Annotated in this window: 15 protein-coding genes; 6 read left to right on the top strand and 9 right to left on the bottom strand. The window is 74.7% G+C overall.

Annotated features, from left to right (window positions below):
• Positions 1-9: 9 nt before the first annotated feature.
• A complete protein-coding gene (locus tag ACWIYF_RS06430) occupies positions 10-879 on the top strand; it encodes a hypothetical protein (RefSeq protein ID WP_448627289.1) in 870 nt (289 codons plus the stop codon).
• 92 nt (positions 880-971) lie between these two features.
• On the opposite strand, the gene ilvD is transcribed toward ACWIYF_RS06430, so the two are convergent.
• The gene (gene ilvD / locus ACWIYF_RS06425; RefSeq protein ID WP_448627288.1) at positions 972-2,684 is read right to left on the bottom strand and encodes a dihydroxy-acid dehydratase; all 1,713 of its coding nucleotides are present in this window, start codon (positions 2,682-2,684) and stop codon (positions 972-974) included.
• Between the two features lie 140 nt (positions 2,685-2,824).
• Here ilvD and ACWIYF_RS06420 point away from each other — a divergent pair, with 140 nt between their 5' ends.
• The gene (locus tag ACWIYF_RS06420) at positions 2,825-3,193 is read left to right on the top strand and encodes a PH domain-containing protein (RefSeq protein WP_448627287.1); all 369 of its coding nucleotides are present in this window, start codon (positions 2,825-2,827) and stop codon (positions 3,191-3,193) included.
• A gap of 6 nt (positions 3,194-3,199) precedes the next feature.
• On the opposite strand, the gene ACWIYF_RS06415 is transcribed toward ACWIYF_RS06420, so the two are convergent.
• The gene (locus tag ACWIYF_RS06415; protein ID WP_448627286.1) at positions 3,200-4,156 is read right to left on the bottom strand and encodes a 2-hydroxyacid dehydrogenase; all 957 of its coding nucleotides are present in this window, start codon (positions 4,154-4,156) and stop codon (positions 3,200-3,202) included.
• An 89-nt stretch (positions 4,157-4,245) separates the two neighbouring features.
• Here ACWIYF_RS06415 and ACWIYF_RS06410 point away from each other — a divergent pair, with 89 nt between their 5' ends.
• Positions 4,246-5,409 carry a PQQ-dependent sugar dehydrogenase gene (locus tag ACWIYF_RS06410; protein ID WP_448627285.1) on the top strand — a complete coding sequence of 388 codons (1,164 nt, stop codon included), beginning with the start codon at positions 4,246-4,248 and terminating at the stop codon, positions 5,407-5,409.
• 52 nt (positions 5,410-5,461) lie between these two features.
• Here ACWIYF_RS06410 and gatB read toward each other — a convergent pair whose 3' ends face one another.
• The 4 genes from gatB to gatC form a co-directional block, all read right to left on the bottom strand.
• Positions 5,462-6,970 carry an Asp-tRNA(Asn)/Glu-tRNA(Gln) amidotransferase subunit GatB gene (gatB, locus tag ACWIYF_RS06405; RefSeq protein WP_448627284.1) on the bottom strand — a complete coding sequence of 503 codons (1,509 nt, stop codon included), beginning with the start codon at positions 6,968-6,970 and terminating at the stop codon, positions 5,462-5,464.
• Complete coding sequence (locus ACWIYF_RS06400; protein ID WP_448627283.1) at positions 6,967-7,149, bottom strand: hypothetical protein; 183 nt, start codon at positions 7,147-7,149, stop codon at positions 6,967-6,969. Before ACWIYF_RS06400 ends, gatB begins: the two co-directional genes overlap by 4 nt.
• On the bottom strand, positions 7,146-8,669 hold the full coding sequence (gatA, locus tag ACWIYF_RS06395; RefSeq protein WP_448627282.1) for an Asp-tRNA(Asn)/Glu-tRNA(Gln) amidotransferase subunit GatA: 1,524 nt from the start codon (positions 8,667-8,669) through the stop codon (positions 7,146-7,148). Before gatA ends, ACWIYF_RS06400 begins: the two co-directional genes overlap by 4 nt.
• Before the next feature lie 79 nt (positions 8,670-8,748).
• Entirely contained in the window at positions 8,749-9,048 is a 300-nt protein-coding gene (gene gatC, locus ACWIYF_RS06390; protein WP_448627281.1) for an Asp-tRNA(Asn)/Glu-tRNA(Gln) amidotransferase subunit GatC, read from the bottom strand.
• Positions 9,049-9,241: 193 nt separating this feature from the next.
• Here gatC and ACWIYF_RS06385 point away from each other — a divergent pair, with 193 nt between their 5' ends.
• From ACWIYF_RS06385 to ACWIYF_RS06375, 3 genes are all read left to right on the top strand, one after another.
• Complete coding sequence (locus ACWIYF_RS06385; RefSeq protein ID WP_448627280.1) at positions 9,242-9,907, top strand: ACT domain-containing protein; 666 nt, start codon at positions 9,242-9,244, stop codon at positions 9,905-9,907.
• 81 nt (positions 9,908-9,988) lie between these two features.
• On the top strand, positions 9,989-12,058 hold the full coding sequence (locus ACWIYF_RS06380; RefSeq protein WP_448627279.1) for an AAA family ATPase: 2,070 nt from the start codon (positions 9,989-9,991) through the stop codon (positions 12,056-12,058).
• Positions 12,059-12,121: 63 nt separating this feature from the next.
• On the top strand, positions 12,122-13,546 hold the full coding sequence (locus tag ACWIYF_RS06375) for an FAD-dependent oxidoreductase (RefSeq protein WP_448627278.1): 1,425 nt from the start codon (positions 12,122-12,124) through the stop codon (positions 13,544-13,546).
• 6 nt (positions 13,547-13,552) lie between these two features.
• On the opposite strand, the gene ACWIYF_RS06370 is transcribed toward ACWIYF_RS06375, so the two are convergent.
• From ACWIYF_RS06370 to ACWIYF_RS06360, 3 genes are read right to left on the bottom strand one after another with little or no spacing between them, the layout of a single operon-like run.
• Positions 13,553-13,912: a DUF4440 domain-containing protein gene (locus tag ACWIYF_RS06370; protein ID WP_448627277.1), complete on the bottom strand. Its 360-nt coding sequence runs from the start codon at positions 13,910-13,912 to the stop codon at positions 13,553-13,555.
• Positions 13,909-16,053, bottom strand: coding sequence for an NAD-dependent DNA ligase LigA (ligA, locus tag ACWIYF_RS06365; RefSeq protein ID WP_448627276.1), 2,145 nt, complete (start codon positions 16,051-16,053; stop codon positions 13,909-13,911). Before ligA ends, ACWIYF_RS06370 begins: the two co-directional genes overlap by 4 nt.
• A gap of 57 nt (positions 16,054-16,110) precedes the next feature.
• Positions 16,111-17,139, bottom strand: a complete 1,029-nt coding sequence (locus ACWIYF_RS06360) for a methionine synthase (RefSeq protein ID WP_448627275.1) — start codon at positions 17,137-17,139, stop codon at positions 16,111-16,113.
• Positions 17,140-17,145 lie beyond the last annotated feature (6 nt).

Raw genomic sequence — 17,145 nt, 5'->3', positions numbered from 1 at the left:
CGTCGGCGCATGGACGACGTCCCCCTCGGCACCGAGTACACCTGGCGAGAGGCGCGGGCGCGGGGCGCCACCCGCGGCCAGATCGCGCTCGACGGGGAGCCGATCGCCCGCGGGCCCTACGTGAGCCGCGCGGTGTCCCCCACCCTGCTCGTCCGCTGCCGCGCCTGGACCCGGCTGCTGCCTCCCGACGCCGCGTTCGGCCTGGAGACGGCGGCCGCGCTGCTGATGGCGGACGTCGACCCGCCCTCCGCCGTGCAGATCGCGTTGCGCCCCCGGCCGGTGCTCCCCCGCCGGCGTGGGCTTGAGGGTCACGTGCGGGATCTGCGCAGCGAGGACGTCACCGACGTCTCCGGCCTGCGGGTGACCAGTGGCGCGCAGACCTTCGTAGACCTGGCGGCGCGGCTGCCGCCTGCCGAGCTGGTGGCGGTCGGCGACGGGCTGATGCGCGCGAAGCAGCTGACCGCTCCGGCCCTCGCGGCACGCCTGGGCCGGGCCCACGGCGCCCGGGGGGTGGTGCGGTCCCGGGCGTGCGCTCCGCTGCTCACCGACAAGGCGCAGTCACGCCCGGAGAGCCTGGTCCGGTACTGGCTCCACGACGCCGGCCTGCCGGTTCCGCGGCCGCAGATCCCTCTGACCGACCGCTGGGGCTGCGCCGTCGTCCATGCCGACCTCGGCTACGAGGAGTGGAAGGTGGCGCTCGAGTACGAGGGGCGCCATCACGCCGACGCCAGGCAGTTCGGTCAGGACATCGACCGCTACTCCCTGATGGCGGCCGACGGGTGGCTCGTCCTGCGCTACGCCGGCCGCCACCTCGCCCGTCCCACGACGGTCGTCGACCGCACGCGGCGGGCGCTGTTCAGCCGCGGCTGGCGCCCGTGACCGCCGAGAAGGCATTCCGTGCAGGAGACACGTGCGGACACACCGGGCAGGCGTGCACGGAGTGCCTTCTCGGCGCGCCGGCGCGAACGGCGTCAGCCGCAGATGGCGCCCTGGGCCGCGGAGCCCACCAGCTTGGCGTACTTGGCGAGCACGCCGGTGGTGTAACGCGGCGCCGGCGGCGCCCAGCCCTGCTGGCGGCGCGCCAGTTCGTCGTCGTCCACCAGCAGGTCGAGCGTGCGGGTGGTGAGGTCGAGCCGGATCCGGTCGCCGTCCTGCACGAACGCGATCGGGCCGCCGTCGGTGGCCTCGGGTGCGACGTGGCCGATGCACAGGCCCGTCGTCCCGCCGGAGAAGCGGCCGTCGGTGAGCAGCAGCACGTCCTTGCCGAGGCCGGCGCCCTTGATCGCGCCGGTCACGGCGAGCATCTCCCGCATGCCCGGGCCGCCCCGGGGGCCCTCGTAGCGGATGACGACGACGTCCCCGGACTTCAGGGTGCCCTCGGTGACGGCGTCCATCGCACCCTGCTCGCCGTCGAACACCCGCGCGGTGCCCTCGAAGACATCGGCGTCGAACCCGGCCGACTTCACGACGGCCCCCTCCGGTGCCAGCGAGCCGCGCAGGATGGTCAGGCCGCCGGTCTTGTGGATCGGGTTGCTCATCGCGTGGACGATCGTGCCGTCGAGGTCCGGCGGGGCGATCTCGGCGAGGTTCTCGGCCATGGTCTTGCCGGTGACGGTGAGCGTGTCGCCGTGCAGCAGGCCCGCGTCGAGCAGCGCCCGCAGCACGACCGGCACGCCGCCGACGCGGTCGATGTCGGTCATGACGAAGCGGCCGAAGGGCTTCACGTCGGCCAGGTGCGGCGTGCGGTCGCCGATCCGGTTGAAGTCCTCGAGGGTCAGGTCGACCTGCGCCTCGTGCGCGATCGCCAACAGGTGCAGGACGGCGTTGGTCGAGCCGCCGAGCGCCATGACGACGGTGATCGCGTTCTCGAACGCCTGCCTGGTCATGATCTGGCGCGCGGTGATGCCCTTGCGCAGCAGGTTGACCACGGCCTCGCCGGAGGCGACGGCGAACGCGTCGCGGCGGCTGTCGGGGGCCGGCGGGGCGGCCGACCCGGGCAGGGCCATGCCGAGCGCCTCGGCGACGCTGGCCATCGTGTTGGCGGTGTACATGCCGCCGCAGGAGCCCTGGCCCGGGCAGGCGGCCTTCTCGATCTCGGCCAGCTCGTCAGGGGTGATCAGACCCCGCGCGCAGGCACCGACGCCCTCGAAGACGTCGATGATCGTCAGGTTGTCCCGGTCGCCGAGCCGGCCGGGCAGGGTCGAGCCCGAGTAGAGGAAGACGCTGGCCAGGTCGAGGCGGGCGGCGGCCATGAGCATGCCGGGCAGCGACTTGTCGCAGCCGGCCAGCAGCACCGAGCCGTCGAGCCGCTCGGCGAACATGACCGTCTCGACCGAGTCGGCGATGACCTCGCGGCTGACCAGCGAGGCCCGCATGCCCTCGTGCCCCATCGAGATGCCGTCGGAGACCGAGATCGTGCCGAACTCCAGCGGGTAGCCGCCGGCGGCGTGCACGCCCTCCTTGGCGCGCTTGGCCAGCCGGTCCAGCGAGAGGTTGCACGGGGTGATCTCGTTCCAGGACGACGCGACACCGATCTGCGGCTTGTCCCAGTCGTCGTCGCCCATCCCGACGGCACGGAGCATCGCCCGCTGTGGCGCCCGGGTGATGCCGTCGGTCACCTCGCGGCTGCGCGGCTTGAGGTCGGCGGTCTGGGTGCTGGTGGGTCGGTCCTCGACGCTCGTCACTCGAACTCCTCGCTGGCGCTCGTCGCCTCGTGACGAGCTCGTGCTGTGCCCTTGGTGAGCTCGCAAGCTCGCTCACGCGCCGACAGGGTAGGCCCGTCGGCGAGCGGTGCGGCGGGCGACGTCTGGGACCATGGGTGCTCGTGGCCGTTCCAGCACGCTTGCGGATGAGCCGGACGGCGCTGCTGCCGGTCGTCATCCTCCTCATCTGCGTCATCCCGTTCGCCGCGGCGACCCCGTGGGCACTCGTCGTCCTGCTGCTGCCGCTGCTGGCCGGCGCCTGGGTCCTGCGCGTGGGCGTGGACATCGACGACGACGGCATCACCGCCCGCCAGATCGCCGGCGCACGGACGGTGCGGTGGCAGGAGCTGGCCGGCATCCGGGTGGGCGAGCGCGGCGACCTGTGGCTGGTCACCACCGGCGGCACCGAGGTGGCGCTGCCCGTGCTGCGCGCCCGGGACCTCCCCCGGCTGTCCGAGCTCTCCGGCGGGCGGATCCCCCAGCCTCAGTAGGCAGCCTCAGTAGGCGCGGACGACGTTGACCAGCGGTCGGCCCTCGAGCACGCGGGTGAGCTGGTCGGTGACCGCCGCGGCGGCGCGGGCGTTGGTCTCCGGCACCGCGCCGGCGACGTGCGGGGTGAGCAGCAGGCCGGGCGCCGACCACAGCGGATGCCCCTCGGGCAGCGGCTCGGGGTCGGTGACGTCCAGGGCCGCGCGCAGCCGCCCGCCGGTCAGCTCGGCCACCAGCGCGTCGGTGTCGACGACCACGCCCCGCGCGGCGTTGACCAGCAGCGCGCCGTCCTTCATCGCGGCGAGGAACCGGGCGTCGACCATGCCCGTGGTCTCCGGCGTCACCGGGACGATCAGGACGACGACGTCGGCATCCGGGAGCAGCCGCGGCAGCTCCGCGGTCGGGTGGACGCCGTCCCGCGCCGTGCGCGCCACGTAGGTGAGCTCGACGTCGAAGCCGGCCATCATCCGGCCGATCGCCTGCCCGATGTCGCCGGCGCCGACGATCAGCACCCGCGCCCCGACCAGCGACCGCTGGGTGCTCGGCGACCACCGGCCGGCGTCCTGCGCGCGGACGAACTCCGGGATGCCGCGCAGCGCGGCGAGGGTCGCCGTCACCGCCCACTCGGCGGTCGACGGGGTGTGCGCCCCTCGGGCGTTGCACAGCACGACGCCCTCGGGCATCCGGCCGACGAACTTCTCCGCACCGGCGCTCATCAGCTGCACCAGGCGCAGCCGCGGAAGCGCAGCGAACAGCTCGTCGGGCAGGAAGCCGCCGCCCCGCGGGACGAGGACCTGCGAGTCCGCCGCCTCCCCGGTGGGCAGCCCGTCGGCCGGGTCGAACCGGTGCGCCCGCACCCGCGGGGAGAGCGCCTCGACCGCGCGGGCGAGCGCGGTCGAGGGGACGAGCACGGACAGGGTCTCGTCGGGGCCGACGACGTCGGTGCCGGTGGGGGCGTGGGGCACGCGCCCGAAGCTAGCCCGCGCGGTCCGCGCGCCCGCCGACCGGGGCCGTCAGCCTCCCCTGGGCGCCCGCCGCACGTACTGTGAACCGGGTGAGGAGACGGACGGCGGGCCGCGCGTCCCGGCTGCTCGCCGCCCTCGCCCTGGCCACGGCGCTGGCCGCCTGCGGCACCGACGGCTACCAGCAGGACGGCCCCTGGCGGCCCCTCCCCGAGGGCGCGCCGCCCGAGGTCGGGCCGCCGTCGGACTCCGTGCCGGCGCCGGCCCCCGGCCAGCCGGCCGATCCCGGGTCAGGCGAGCAGGCCGGCGACCCCAACGTGGTGGCCACCGACCTGAACGTGCCGACCGGCCTGGTCGTGCTCCCCGACGGGACGGCGATCGTCGGCGAGCGCGAGACCGGCCGGCTGCTGCAGGTCTTCCCCGACCGAGCGCCGGCGCGAGAGCTCATGACGGTGGCCGGCGTCGACACCGCCGGCGACGGCGGCCTGCTCGGCCTGGCCCTCTCCCCCACGTTCGCCGAGGACGGCCTGCTCTACGCCTACATCTCCACGGCCACGGACAACCGCGTGGTGCGCTTCCCGATCGGCGGCACGCCGAACCCGGTGCTGACCGGGATCCCGCGGGGCGAGACGCACAACGGCGGGGGGCTGCTGTTCGGCCTCGACGGCACCCTCTACGTGGGCACCGGCGACACCGGCAACGCCGTCCTGGCCCAGGACCCGCAGTCCCTAGCCGGCAAGGTGCTGCACGTCGACGTGTTCGGCCAGCCGGTGGGCGCCGGCCTTGTGCACGCCCGGGGGCTGGCGAACGTGACCGTGCTCTGCCTGGGCGGGGACGAGACCCTGTTCGCCACCGACGACTCGGTGACCGGCACCGACGAGCTGAACGCGATCGTCCCCGACGGCGACTACGGCTGGCCGACCCTGAACACGGGCAGGGTCGACCCCCTGGTCACCTTCCCGTCCGCCGCGGGCGGGCCGGGCGGCTGCGCGGTGTCCGGGCAGACGGTGTTCCTCGGCATGCTCGAGGGCGAGCGGATCTCCATCGCGACCATGGACGACCAGGGCGCCGTCGTCGACGAGCCGGAGGACTTCCTGTCGGGCACCTACGGCCGGCTGCGCACCGCCGTCCTCGACCCGCAGGGCGGGCTGTGGGTGACCACGTCCAACCGCGACGGCATCGGCATCCCGCGGGACGGCGACGACAAGGTGCTGCGGATCATCCCGCCCACGAGCGGCGGGGACAGCCCGTTGTAGACCGCGGTTTCGCGCGATCGAGTACGCGTGCTCGAGCGCGCGAAACCCCCGGCTAGCCCAGCACGCGCTCCTCGAGCATGCGCTTCACGGTCGGGGCGTCGGCCTTGCCCTTCGTGGCCTTCATGACCTGGCCGACGAGCGCGCCCAGGGCGGCCACCTTGCCGCCGCGGACCTTCTCGACCACGTCGGGCGCGCCCGCGATGGCCGCCTCGACCGCGGCGACCAGCTCGTCTGACTCCCCCATGACCGCCAGCCCGCGGGACGCCACGACCGCGGCCGGATCGCCCTCGCCGGCCAGGACGCCGTCGAGCGCCTGCCGCGCCAGCTGGTCGTTGACCGTGCCCTCGGCCACCAGCCGGGTGAGCTCGGCGACCTGGCGCGGGGTGACCGGCAGCTCGGCGAGGTCGACCCCGGCGTCGTTGGCGCGGCGGGCCAGCTCGCCCAGCCACCACTTGCGCGCGTCGGCGGGCGAGGCGCCGGCCGCCACGGTGTCGGCGACCAGGCCCAGCGCGCCGGCGTTGACCAGCCAGGCCATCTCGGTGTCCGACAGCCCCCACTCCTCGCGCAGCCGGGCCCGGCGGGCGGCCGGCAGCTCGGGCAGGGCTGCGGTCAGCTTCTCCACCCACTCGGGATCCGGGGCGATCGGCACCAGGTCGGGCTCGGGGAAGTACCGGTAGTCGGTCGCCTCCTCCTTGCTGCGGCCGGGCGACGTCGTCCCGGTGTCCTCGTGGAAGTGGCGGGTCTCCTGGAGCACCCGCTCACCGGAGTCGAGGACGGCGGCCTGCCGGCGCATCTCGAAGCGGACGGCGCGCTCCACCGACCGCAGCGAGTTCACGTTCTTCGTCTCGGTGCGGGTGCCCCACTCCAGGCTGCCGATCGGGGCCAGCGAGGTGTTGACGTCGGAGCGCAGGTTGCCCTGCTCCATGCGCACCTCGGAGACGCCGAGGGCCAGCAGGATGTCGCGCAGCTCGGTGACGTAGGCGCGGGCCACCTCTGGCGCCTTGGCGCCGGCGCCGGGGATCGGCCGGGTGACGATCTCGACCAGCGGGATGCCGGCCCGGTTGTAGTCGATCAGCGAGTGGTCGGCTCCGTGGATCCGCCCCGTCGAGCCACCGACGTGCAGGTTCTTGCCGGTGTCCTCCTCGAGGTGCACCCGCTCGATCTCGACCCGGTAGGTCTCGCCGTCCACCTCGACGTCCAGGTGCCCGGCGGTGCACAGCGGCTCGTCGTACTGGCTGGTCTGGAACCCCTTGGGGATGTCCGGGTAGAAGTAGTTCTTCCGCGCGAACCGGCACCACGTGGCGATGCGGCAGCCCAGGGCCAGGCCGATGCGGATCGTCGCCTCGATCGCGGCCGCGTTGGCCACCGGCAGCGAGCCCGGCAGGCCCAGGCAGACCGGGCAGGTCTGGGTGTTGGGCTCGGCGCCGAAGGTGGTCGAGCACCCGCAGAACATCTTCGAGGCGGTGCCGAGCTCGACGTGCGTCTCCAGCCCGATCACCGGCTCGTAGCGGGTCAGCAGGTCGTCGTAGTCGACCAGCCGCTCCCCGGTCGTCGTCGTCACGGCGTCTCCCTCTTGCTGTTCTTCTCCGCGCGGCCGGTGATCCACGCGCCCACGCCGGTGAGGAGACCGAGGACGACGAAGACCACGAAGACGACCCGCCCGGTGGTCAGCCAGAGCACCAGCCCGGCGATCACGACGAACGCCGTCAGGGCCCAGGCGGCCTTCATCGGGCCGCTCACGCCGCGGCCTCGCGGGCGGCCAGCTCGTCGAGCAGCCGGTGCCCGCGGGCGGCGTCCTGGGCGGCCTCGAGGGCCGCGGCCACCCGGTAGCAGCGGTCATCGGCCAGCGCCGGCGCCATGATCTGGAAGCCGACCGGCAGCCCCTCGGACAGCCCGCAGGGAACCGAGATGGCCGGCAGCCCGGCCAGGCTCGCCGGCAGGGTGCACAGGTCGGCCGCGTACATCGCCAGCGGGTCGTCGACGCGGGCGCCGAGCGGGAACGCGACGGTGGGCGTGGTCGGGCTGACCAGGACGTCGCAGCCGTCGAACGCGCCGGAGAAGTCGCGGCTGATCAGCGTGCGCACCTTCTGCGCCTGGCCGTAGTAGGCCTCGTAGTAGCCGCTGGAGAGCGCGTAGGTACCGAGGATGATGCGGCGCTTCACCTCGGGGCCGAAGCCCTGCTCGCGGGTCAGCGCCATGACCGTGTCGAGGTCGTTGACGCCGTCGTCGCCGACCCGCAGCCCGTAACGGACGCCGTCGAAGCGGGCCAGGTTGGACGACGCCTCGCTCGGCGCGATCAGGTAGTAAGCGGCCAGGCCCAGGTCGAAGGCCGGGCAGGAGACCTCGGTGACCTCGGCCCCCATGCGCCGCAGCTGCTCGACGCCCTCGGCGAACCGGGCGAGGACGCCGGGCTCGTAGCCGTCGGTGTGCCCCTCGCCGCCGAGCTCCCGGACGACCCCGACGCGCAGCCCGGAGAGGTCGCCGTCGGCGCCGCGGCGGGCGCACTCGGCCAGCGGCGGCAGCGGGGCGTCGATGCTCGTGGAGTCGCACGGGTCGTGCCCGCCGATCGCCTCGTGCAGGACGGCGGCGTCGAGGACGGTGCGCGCCATCGGCCCGGCCTGGTCCAGGCTGGAGGAGAACGCGATCAGCCCGTACCGGGACACCGAGCCGTAGGTGGGCTTGTGCCCGACCAGGCCGGTGACCGCGGCGGGCTGGCGGATCGAGCCACCGGTGTCGGTGCCCAGCGCCCACGGGGCGAGGAAGCCGGCGACCGCCGCGGAGGACCCGCCCGAGGAGCCGCCGGGGACCCGGTCGAGGTCCCACGGGTTGCGGGTGGGGCCGTAGGCGGAGTTCTCGGTGGAGGAGCCCATCGCGAACTCGTCCATGTTGGTCTTGCCGAGCAGCACAGTGCCGGCGGCCTTGAGCCGCGCGGCGACCGTGGCGTCGTACGGCGGCCGCCAGCCCTCGAGGATCTTCGAGCCGCTGGTCGAGGGGACGCCCTCGGTGACGAACACGTCCTTGAGCGCCAGCGGCACCCCGGCCAGCGGGCCGAGCTCGGCGCCGGCGGCGCGGGCGGCGTCGATGTCGCCGGCCTGCTTGAGTGCCGCGTCGGCGTCGACGTGCAGGTAGGCGGCGATGCGGCCGTCCTCGGCAGCGATCCGGTCGAGGTGGGCCTGGGTGACCTCGACGGCGCTGGCCTCGCCGGAGGAGAGCAGCCGGGTCAGCTCGGCGACGTCGGCACGGGTCAGGTCGGTGGTCACGCCACACCTCCCGCGTGATTCCGCGCCTCGGTCCGCTCCTCGGTCGCTGGCGCTCCCTGCGATGCTCCCTCGGCTGTCATCACGCTTCCTCCCCGAGGATCCGCGGCACGCGGAAGCGGTCGTCCTCCGCGGCGGGGGCCTGGGCGAGGACGACGTCCCGCGGCAGGCACGGGGTGACGACGTCGGGCCGGAAGACGTTGGTCATCGGAACGGCGTGCGTGGTCGGGGCGACGTCCTCGGCCGCCGCCTCACCCACCCGCGCGACGGCGTCCAGGATGACGTCGAGCTGGCCGGCGAAGACGTCGAGCTCCTCGTCGGTCACGGCGAGGCGGGCCAGGCGCGCCAGGTGGGCGACCTCGTCCCGGGAGAGCTTGTTCACTGCGGCGCGAACTCCACTTCGGCGGCGCTGGTGCGCACCGCGCCGGATCCAGGAATGCAACCCCGTCACTGTACGTGGGAGGGGGGTGTGCTCGACCCGGGGCGGGTGCATGCGGGAAGCTGACGAGGACCGGCGATCGACGGAGATGGCCAGCACCGGCAGTGGCTGACAGCATGGACGTCCCGGAGGAACCGTGTCCTATCTCCTGCGCCTCGTGGTCCCCGACCGCCCGGGCATCCTGGGCGCCGTCGCCACGGCGCTCGGCGACGCCGGCATCGACATCGTCTCCCTCGACGTCCTCGAGCGCGCGGGCGGCCTGGCCGTCGACGACGTCGTCGTGGAGCTGCCGGCGGGCCGGTTGCCCGACAGCCTGATCACCACCGCCCGGACCGTGCCGGGCGTCGAGGTGGAGTCGCTGCGGCCGTTCTCCGGCACGCTGGACACCCACCGTGAGCTGGACCTGCTCGACGAGCTGGCCCGCGCGGCCGACGGGACGGCGGAGAAGCTCCTGGCGGCCGAGCTGCCGCGGGTCTTCCACAGCGGGTGGGCGGTCCTGCTGACCGGCGGCGCCCCGGAGGCGTGCGAGGTGCTGGCGGCCTCGGAGGCGGCGCCGGCGTTCGAGGGGATGACCGTGCCGTGGATGCCGCTGACCGCGCCGCGGCTGCTGCCGAGCGACGAGGACTGGCTGCCCGAGCGGTGGCGGGAGATGGCCATCGAGATGATGGCCGCGCCGTTCGGCCGGCGGGCGGCGGTGGTGCTCGGCCGCTCCGGCGGTCCCGCGTACCGCCGCTCGGAGCTGCTCCGGCTGGCCCACCTCACCGGCATCGCCGGGACCGTGGCGCACCTCCCGCCCGCCTGATCGGGCCGTGGGCCGTAGCCATCGCGGCCCTGATGCGGTGTCATCGAGGCGTCCACCGACTCGACCGGATGGATGCCAGCGATGCGGCTCGGAGAGGTGCTCGACGCGGCCGGCCGGCGCACGTTCGTGGGCCGCGAGGCGGAGCTCGCACGCTTCACCGACGCGCTGCGCGGCCGGACGCCGCAGCGGATCTTCCTGGTGCACGGTGAGGGCGGGATCGGCAAGTCGACCCTGCTCGACGAGTTCCGGTGCCGCGCTCTCGCCGCGGGCCGTCCGGCGGTGCTCATCGACGGCCGGGAGGTGGACCCCTCCCCCGAGGGCGTGCGCGCCGCGCTGGCCCGGGCGCTGCCCAGCGGTCCGCCGCGGCTCGACGAGCTCTCCGGGCTCGCGCTGTTCGTCGACCACTACGAGCAGCTGACCCCGGCCGACCGGTGGATCCGCCGGGAGCTGCTGCCGGACCTCCCCGGTGACGGCCTCGCGGTGCTCGCCGGCCGGGACGCACCCGACCCCGCGTGGCGGCGGCTGCCCGGATGGTGCGAGCTCGGGGCGGTGCTGGGGCTGGACTGCCTGAGCGAGCGGGAGAGCGTGGAGTTCCTGGTCCGCTCCGGCGTGCCCGCCGACCGGCACGGCGCGCTCGTGTCGCTCAGCCGCGGGCATCCTCTGGCGCTGGCCATGCTCGCCGACGCCGTCGCCGAGGGGCCGCTGCCCAGCGAGCTGGCCGCCGCGCCGGATCTGGTCTCGGCGCTGCTCGAGGGCGTGGTCAGCCAGGTGCCCGGTGAGGCGCACGCGATGGGGCTGGCCACCTGCACGGTGGCGTGGTCGACGACCGAGGACCTGCTGGCGCAGACGGTGGGCGACGCGGCGCCGGAGGTGTGGGACTGGCTGGCCCGCCAGCCGTACGTGTCGCGCGGGCCGCGCGGCCTGATCCTGCACGACCTGGCGCGGGACGTGCTGACCGCCGAGCTGGACCGGCGCTCCCCCGAACGGCAGCGGCGGCTGCACCGGATCGTCCACGACCGCGTCGTCGGTGAGATCCGCGCGGCCAGCGGTCCGGAGCGGCAGCACGCCGCGCAGCAGTTGCTCTTCCTCCACCGGCACAGCCCGCTGACCGGCGTCCTCTGGACGCTGCGCAGCCGCGGCTCGGCGGCCGTCGCCCCGGGCACGCCCGAGGACCACCCGCAGGTGATCGCGCTCGTCGAGCGGTTCCTCGGCCGGGACAACGCCGACCTGGCCCGCCGGTGGCTGGCCGAGGTGCCCGACTGCCTGCAGGTGGTGCGGCAGGACGGCGACGTGGCCGGCTACGCCATCGGCCTGCTGCACCCGACCGGCTCGGCGCTGGAGCGGCAGGATCCGGTCGTGCGCGCCGTGCTGCAGCACGTCGAGCGGACGGCGCCCGCCCGGCCCGGCGAGCTGATCCACCTCACCCGGTTCCTGGGCGGCGCGCGCGAATCGGAGCGGGACCCGTACGCCGTGCTGGCCGGACCCGTCGCGGCGCTGATGACCTGGCTGACCCGGCCGCTGGCCTGGGGGTTCACCGCACCCACCGACGAGGAGTTCTGGGGACCGTTCTTCGACTACATCGCGATGCAGCGGATCACCGAGGTGGAGACCAACGGACGGCGGCACGTGCTCCACGGCATCGACTTCCGCCGGCTGCCGCCGGACAGCTGGATGGACCTCATGCACGACCGGGAGCGGACCGGCGCCACCGGTCCGCCGCCTGCGCAGCTGCTCCGGCCGGTTCCGCTGGGGCGCGAGGACTTCGCCGCCGCGGTACGGGCTGCCCTGCGCGACCTGCATCGCGACGACCGCCTCGCGCAGAGCCCGCTGCTGGGGTCCCGGCTGGTCCGGGGCACGACCGAAGGGCCGGGCGCGGCGCTGCGCGCGGCGATCCTGCATGCGGTGGATGCGCTCGGGCATCGGCCGCGGGGCGACCGGCTCCGCCGGGTGCTCGACCGGACGTTCGTCCGGCCCGCACCGACCCAGGAGGCCGCGGCGGAGGTGCTCGGACTGCCCTTCAGCACGTACCGCAGGCACCTGGCGGCCGCGGTCGAGGAGCTGATCGAGCTGCTCTGGGCCGTGGAGATCGGCGAGACCGTGCTCCCCCGTCCCCGACCGGCCCCGGGTGAGCAGCGACTGAGCACCGTCTGACCTGGAGACCGGGCACCGCCCGGACCCATCCTCCGGCACACCGATCCGGAGGAGGGACCAGCGATGGCGAGGATCACGGTGCTCGGCGCCGGCATGAACGGACTGGTCACGGCGATGCTGCTGGCGCGCGACGGCCACGAGGTGACCGTGCTGGAGCGCGACCCGGCCACGCCACCGCCGCCCGCGCAGGCGTGGACCCGGTGGGAGCGGCCGGGCGTCGGCCAGTTCCGCCAGCTGCACTTCATGCTGCCGCGCTGGCGGGCGGAGCTGCAGGAGACGCTTCCCGAGGTGCTGGCGGAGCTTGTCGCGGCCGGTGCGGCGCGGCTGAACCTGCTCGCCGAGGTGCCCGAGGCGCGCCGTGGCCCGATGCGCCCGGGCGATGACCGCTTCGGGACCATCACGGCCCGCCGGCCGGTGCTCGAGGCAGTGCTGGCAGCGGGAGCGGCGCGCACCCCGGGCCTGGAGATCCGCCGGGGCGTCGCGGTCAGCGGCTTCCTGCCGGGGGCACCGACCGCGCCGGGCGTGCCGCACGTGGCCGGCGTCCGGACGGGTGACGGCGAGCGGATCACCGGGGACCTCGTCGTCGACTGCCGCGGCCGCCGCGCCAAGGTGACGGACTGGCTGACCGCGATCGGCGCCCGGCCGCCGGTGGAGGAGCGGGACGACTGCGGCTTCGTCTACTACAGCCGGCACTTCCGGTCGGTCGACGGCGGCATCCCGCCGTCGATGGGGCCGGTCCTCCAGCACTACGCGCCGTTCTCCGTCGTCACGCTCCCCGCCGACAACGGCACCTGGTCCGTGGGGATCGTGACCAGCTCCACCGACCACGCTCTGCGCGGGCTGCGGGACCCCGCCGCCTGGCACGCCGCCCTCGCCCGGTGCCCGCTGGTCGCGCACTGGGCAGAGACCGGCCCCCGGGTCGAGGCGTTCACCGGGGTCGACGTGATGCCCGGCCTCGGCGATCGGCAGCGCCGACTGTTCGTCGACGGCGACCCGGTGGTCACCGGGGTCGTTCTGCTGGGGGACGTGTGGGCCCGCACCAACCCCGCGCTGGGGCGCGGCACGTCGATCGGCGCCGCCCATGCTCGGGCACTGCGGCAGGTGCTGCGCGAGGTCGACCTGGCCGACGCGGAGAAGGTGGTCCGGAGCTTCGACGACGCGACCGCCGCCTTCGTGGAGCCGATGTACCGGGCCACGCTCGCCTTCGACCGGCACCGCCTCGCGGAACTCGCGGGCGAGATCGCCGGCCGACCGTACGAGACCGACGACCCGGGCTGGGGGACGACGAAGGCGCTGGCGGCCGCCTCGCTGGCCGATCCGGACGCCCTGCGCATGCAGCTGCGAGTGGCCGTGCTCCTGGAGCCTGCGGCCTCGGTGCTCACGGACCCGGCGGTGGCCGCCCGGATCCGCGCGCTGGGTGCGGGCGCGCCGCGCTATCCGCTGCCCGGACCGAGCCGGGCCGAGGTGCTCGACGCCGTCGCCGGCTGATCGGGCTCAGCGGGGCGTCTGCTGGTGGAAGGCCAGCTTCCAGCCGTCCGGGCGCCGCACGTAGAGGCTGCTGATCAGCGCCGAGTAGGCCGGGCTGCCCTCGCGCTGCGCCACCACGCCGTAGGTCACCAGGCCGGTGTCCGGCGTGAGCTCGAGGACCCGCGGGTCCTCGAGCGCGTAGGAGGACCAGGGCGGGCCACCCATCGAGGCGATGATCGCGGCGCGGTCGTCGATGCGCGCGCCGCCGGGGAAGAGCATGACCACCGAGGCGTCCAGCGTCCGCTCGTAGAAGTCCGCTGCCGCCTCGGCGCTCTCGGCGAGCGCCCGCCAGCCGCTCTCCTCCAGCTCGACCAGGTCCAGGCTCATGCCGGCTCGCTCCCGTCGCCGATGGTGGCCACCTCCCGGGCCGCGTCCGGCCCCTGCTCGAGCAGCACGCGGAAGCCGTCGTCGTCCAGGATCGGCACCTTGACCTGCACGGCCTTGTCGTACTTGCTGCCCGGGTCGGCGCCGACCACGACGAAGCCGGTCTTCTTGCTGACCGAGCCGGTGACCTTGCCGCCGCGCTCCTGGATCGCGGCGGTGGCCTGGTCGCGGCTGTAGTCGCGCAGCGACCCGGTGACGACGACGGTGACGCCGGTCAGCGGACCGGGCCCGGCGTCCTCCCCCTCGTCGGCCATGCGCACGCCGGCGGCCTTCCACTTCTCGACGACCTCGCGGTGCCAGTCGACGGCGAACCAGTCGCGGATGGACTTCGCGATCGTCGGACCGACGCCGTCGGCCGCGGCCAGCTCCTCCTCGCTCGCCTCGGCGATCCGGTCCAGCGAGCGGAAGTCACGGGCCAGCGCCTGGGCGGCGGTCGGGCCGACGTGCCGGATCGACAGGGCCACCAGCACCCGCCAGAGCGGGACGTCCTTGCGGGTCTCGAGGTTGACCAGCAGCTTCTGCCCGTTGGCCGACAGCGTGCCGTCCTTCTTGGTGAAGAAGTCGGTCTGCTCGAGCTTCGCGGCGTCGAGGAAGAAGAGGTCGCCCTCGTCCTGCAGCAGGGAGCTCTGCAGCAGCGCCACCGCGGCCTCGTAGCCGAGGTTCTCGATGTCGAACGCACCGCGGCCGGCGACGTGGAAGACGCGCTCGCGGAGTTGCGCGGGGCAGGACCGGGCGTTGGGGCAGCGGATGTCGGCGTCGCCCTCCTTCTCCGGCCGCAGCTCCGAGCCGCACTCGGGGCAGTGCGTCGGCATGACGAACTCGCGCTCGTCGCCGGTCCGCGCCGCGACGACTGGGCCGAGGACCTCGGGGATGACGTCGCCCGCCTTGCGGATGACGACGGTGTCGCCGATGAGCACGCCCTTGCGCTTGACCTCGCTGGCGTTGTGCAGCGTCGCCAGCTGGACGGTGGAGCCGGCGACCTTGACCGGCTCCATGAACGCGAACGGGGTGACCCGGCCGGTGCGGCCGACGTTGACCCGGACGTCGAGGAGCTTCGTGGTCGCCTCCTCGGGCGGGTACTTGAACGCGATCGCCCAGCGCGGCGCGCGGGAGGTCGACCCGAGCCGGCGCTGCAGCGCCACCTGGTCGACCTTGACGACGACGCCGTCGATCTCGTGCTCGACGGAGTGCCGGTTCTCGCGGTAGTTCTCGATGTAGGCCCAGACGCCCTCGAGGTCGTCGACCACCTGGAACCGGTCGCTGGTCGGCAGGCCGAGCTCGCGCAGCCGGGCGTAGGCCTCGGACTGCCGCTCGGGCTGCCATCCGTCGTGGACGCCGAGGCCGTGCACGATCAGCCGCAGCCGCCGCGAGGCGGTGACCCGCGGGTCCTTCTGCCGCAGCGAGCCGGCGGCGGCGTTGCGCGGGTTGGCGAACGGCGCCTTGCCCTGCTCCACCATCGACGCGTTCAGGTCGGCGAACGCCTCCACCGGGAAGTAGATCTCGCCGCGCACCTCGAGCCGCTCGGGCACGTCGTCCCCGCTCAGCTGCTGCGGGACGTCCTGCATCGTGCGCACGTTGGCGGTGACGTCCTCACCGGTGACGCCGTCGCCGCGGGTGGCCGCCCGCACCAGCCGGCCGCGCTCGTAGAGCAGCGCCACGGCCAGGCCGTCGATCTTCAGCTCGCACAGGTAGCGGGCGCCGGTGCCGACCTCGCGCTCGACGCGCGCGGCCCAGGCCGAGAGCTCGTCGCTGCTGAACGCGTTGTCCAGGCTCTGCATCCGCTCCAGGTGCTGCACCGGGGCGAAGGTGGCGGTGAACCCGCCGTTGACCTTCTGGCTCGGCGAGTCCGGCGTGACCAGCGCGGGGTGGGCGGACTCGATCGTCTTGAGCTCGCCCATGAGCTCGTCGTACTGACCGTCGCTGACCAGCGGCTCGTCGCGGACGTAGTAGGCGAACGCGTACTTGTCCAGCAGCTCGGACAGGTCCCGGTGGCGCGTGCGCGCGTCGTCGGGGACCTCGGTGAGGTCCTCCCGGTCACCTACCGCCGCGACCTGCGGTGCATCGATCTCCGCTTCCGTGCTCACGACCGAACCGTAACCGCCGGGTACGACGGCGAACCGGCATTCACCCTGCCGTGGCGATCACTCCGGCTGCAGGTACTTGGCCGCCTCGCGGACGTGGGTCATCGCGGCGCGCGCGTAGGCGGGCGTCGCGCCGGCCAGGCCGCACGCCGGGGTGAGGGTCACGGCCTCGTGCAGCCGCTCGGCGGGGAAGCCGAGCTCCCGCCAGAGGCCCTGCAGCCGGGAGGCGGTCGAGTTGGGCGTGCCCAGCGGGGCATCGGTCCCGGGGACGACGCCGACCAGCAGGTGGGTGCCAGCCTCGACCGCGGTGCCGATCGCGTCGAGGTCCTGCACGAGACCGGAGTCGAACGAGACGCCGTCGGCGCCCGCCGCGCGGAACAGGCCGAGCGGGGCGCGAGGCGCGCAGCAGTGCACGACCACCCGGCCCGGCAGGACGGCGACCACGGCGGCCAGCTCCTGCTCGACGACGTCGGCCTCGACCGCCGGGAGCGTGCCGAAGCCACTCGCCGTCGGCAGGGCGCCGTCGATCACGGCGGGCACGGACGGCTCGTCCAGCTGGACGACCACCCGGGCGCCGGGCACGCGGGCCGCGACCGCCGCGGCGTGCGCCGCCAGCCCCTCGGCCAGGGACTGCGCGAGGTCGCGCCGGGCGCCCGGGTCGACGACGGCGCGGTCGCCGCGGCTGCGCTCCAGCCCGGCGGCCAGGGTCCACGGCCCGGCCGCCTGGACCTTGAACGGGCCGGTGTAGCGGTCGGCGACGTCGGTCAGGGCGTCGAGGTCGCGCTCGAGGAAATCGTGGGCGCGGCGCAGGTCGATTCCCGGGCGGGGCACCAGCCGCCAGCCGGCCGGGGTGAGGTCGACGGCGACGTCGACGAGCAGCGCCGCGGTGCGGCCGATCAGGTCGGCGCCGGGACCGCGGTCCGGGAGCTCCGGCAGGTGCGGGAACTCGGGCAGCTCGCCGAGCACGAGGCGGATCGCCTCGGCGGGGTCGGCGCCGGGCAGGGACCCGACGCCGGAGGCCGGCCCCCACGGTGCGGGAACCGGCCGCGGGTCGTTCTCCTGGGGCTGGGGTTCGGTCGGCAGCACCACGGGGGC

Source organism: Geodermatophilus sp. URMC 64 (genome assembly GCF_053502555.1).
The sequence above is the reverse complement of the archived record's forward strand: the minus strand, read 5'-3'. Positions and strand labels throughout refer to the sequence as shown.

Bases quoted from the DNA above. Each gene is read 5' to 3' on its own strand.
- ACWIYF_RS06430 (WP_448627289.1), top strand. From the start codon at position 10: ATGGACGACGTCCCCCTCGGCACCGAGTACACCTGGCGAGAGGCGCGG.
- ACWIYF_RS06380 (WP_448627279.1), top strand. From the start codon at position 9,989: ATGCGGCTCGGAGAGGTGCTCGACGCGGCCGGCCGGCGCACGTTCGTG.
- ACWIYF_RS06375 (WP_448627278.1), top strand. From the start codon at position 12,122: ATGGCGAGGATCACGGTGCTCGGCGCCGGCATGAACGGACTGGTCACG.
- ACWIYF_RS06370 (WP_448627277.1), bottom strand. From the start codon at position 13,912: ATGAGCCTGGACCTGGTCGAGCTGGAGGAGAGCGGCTGGCGGGCGCTC.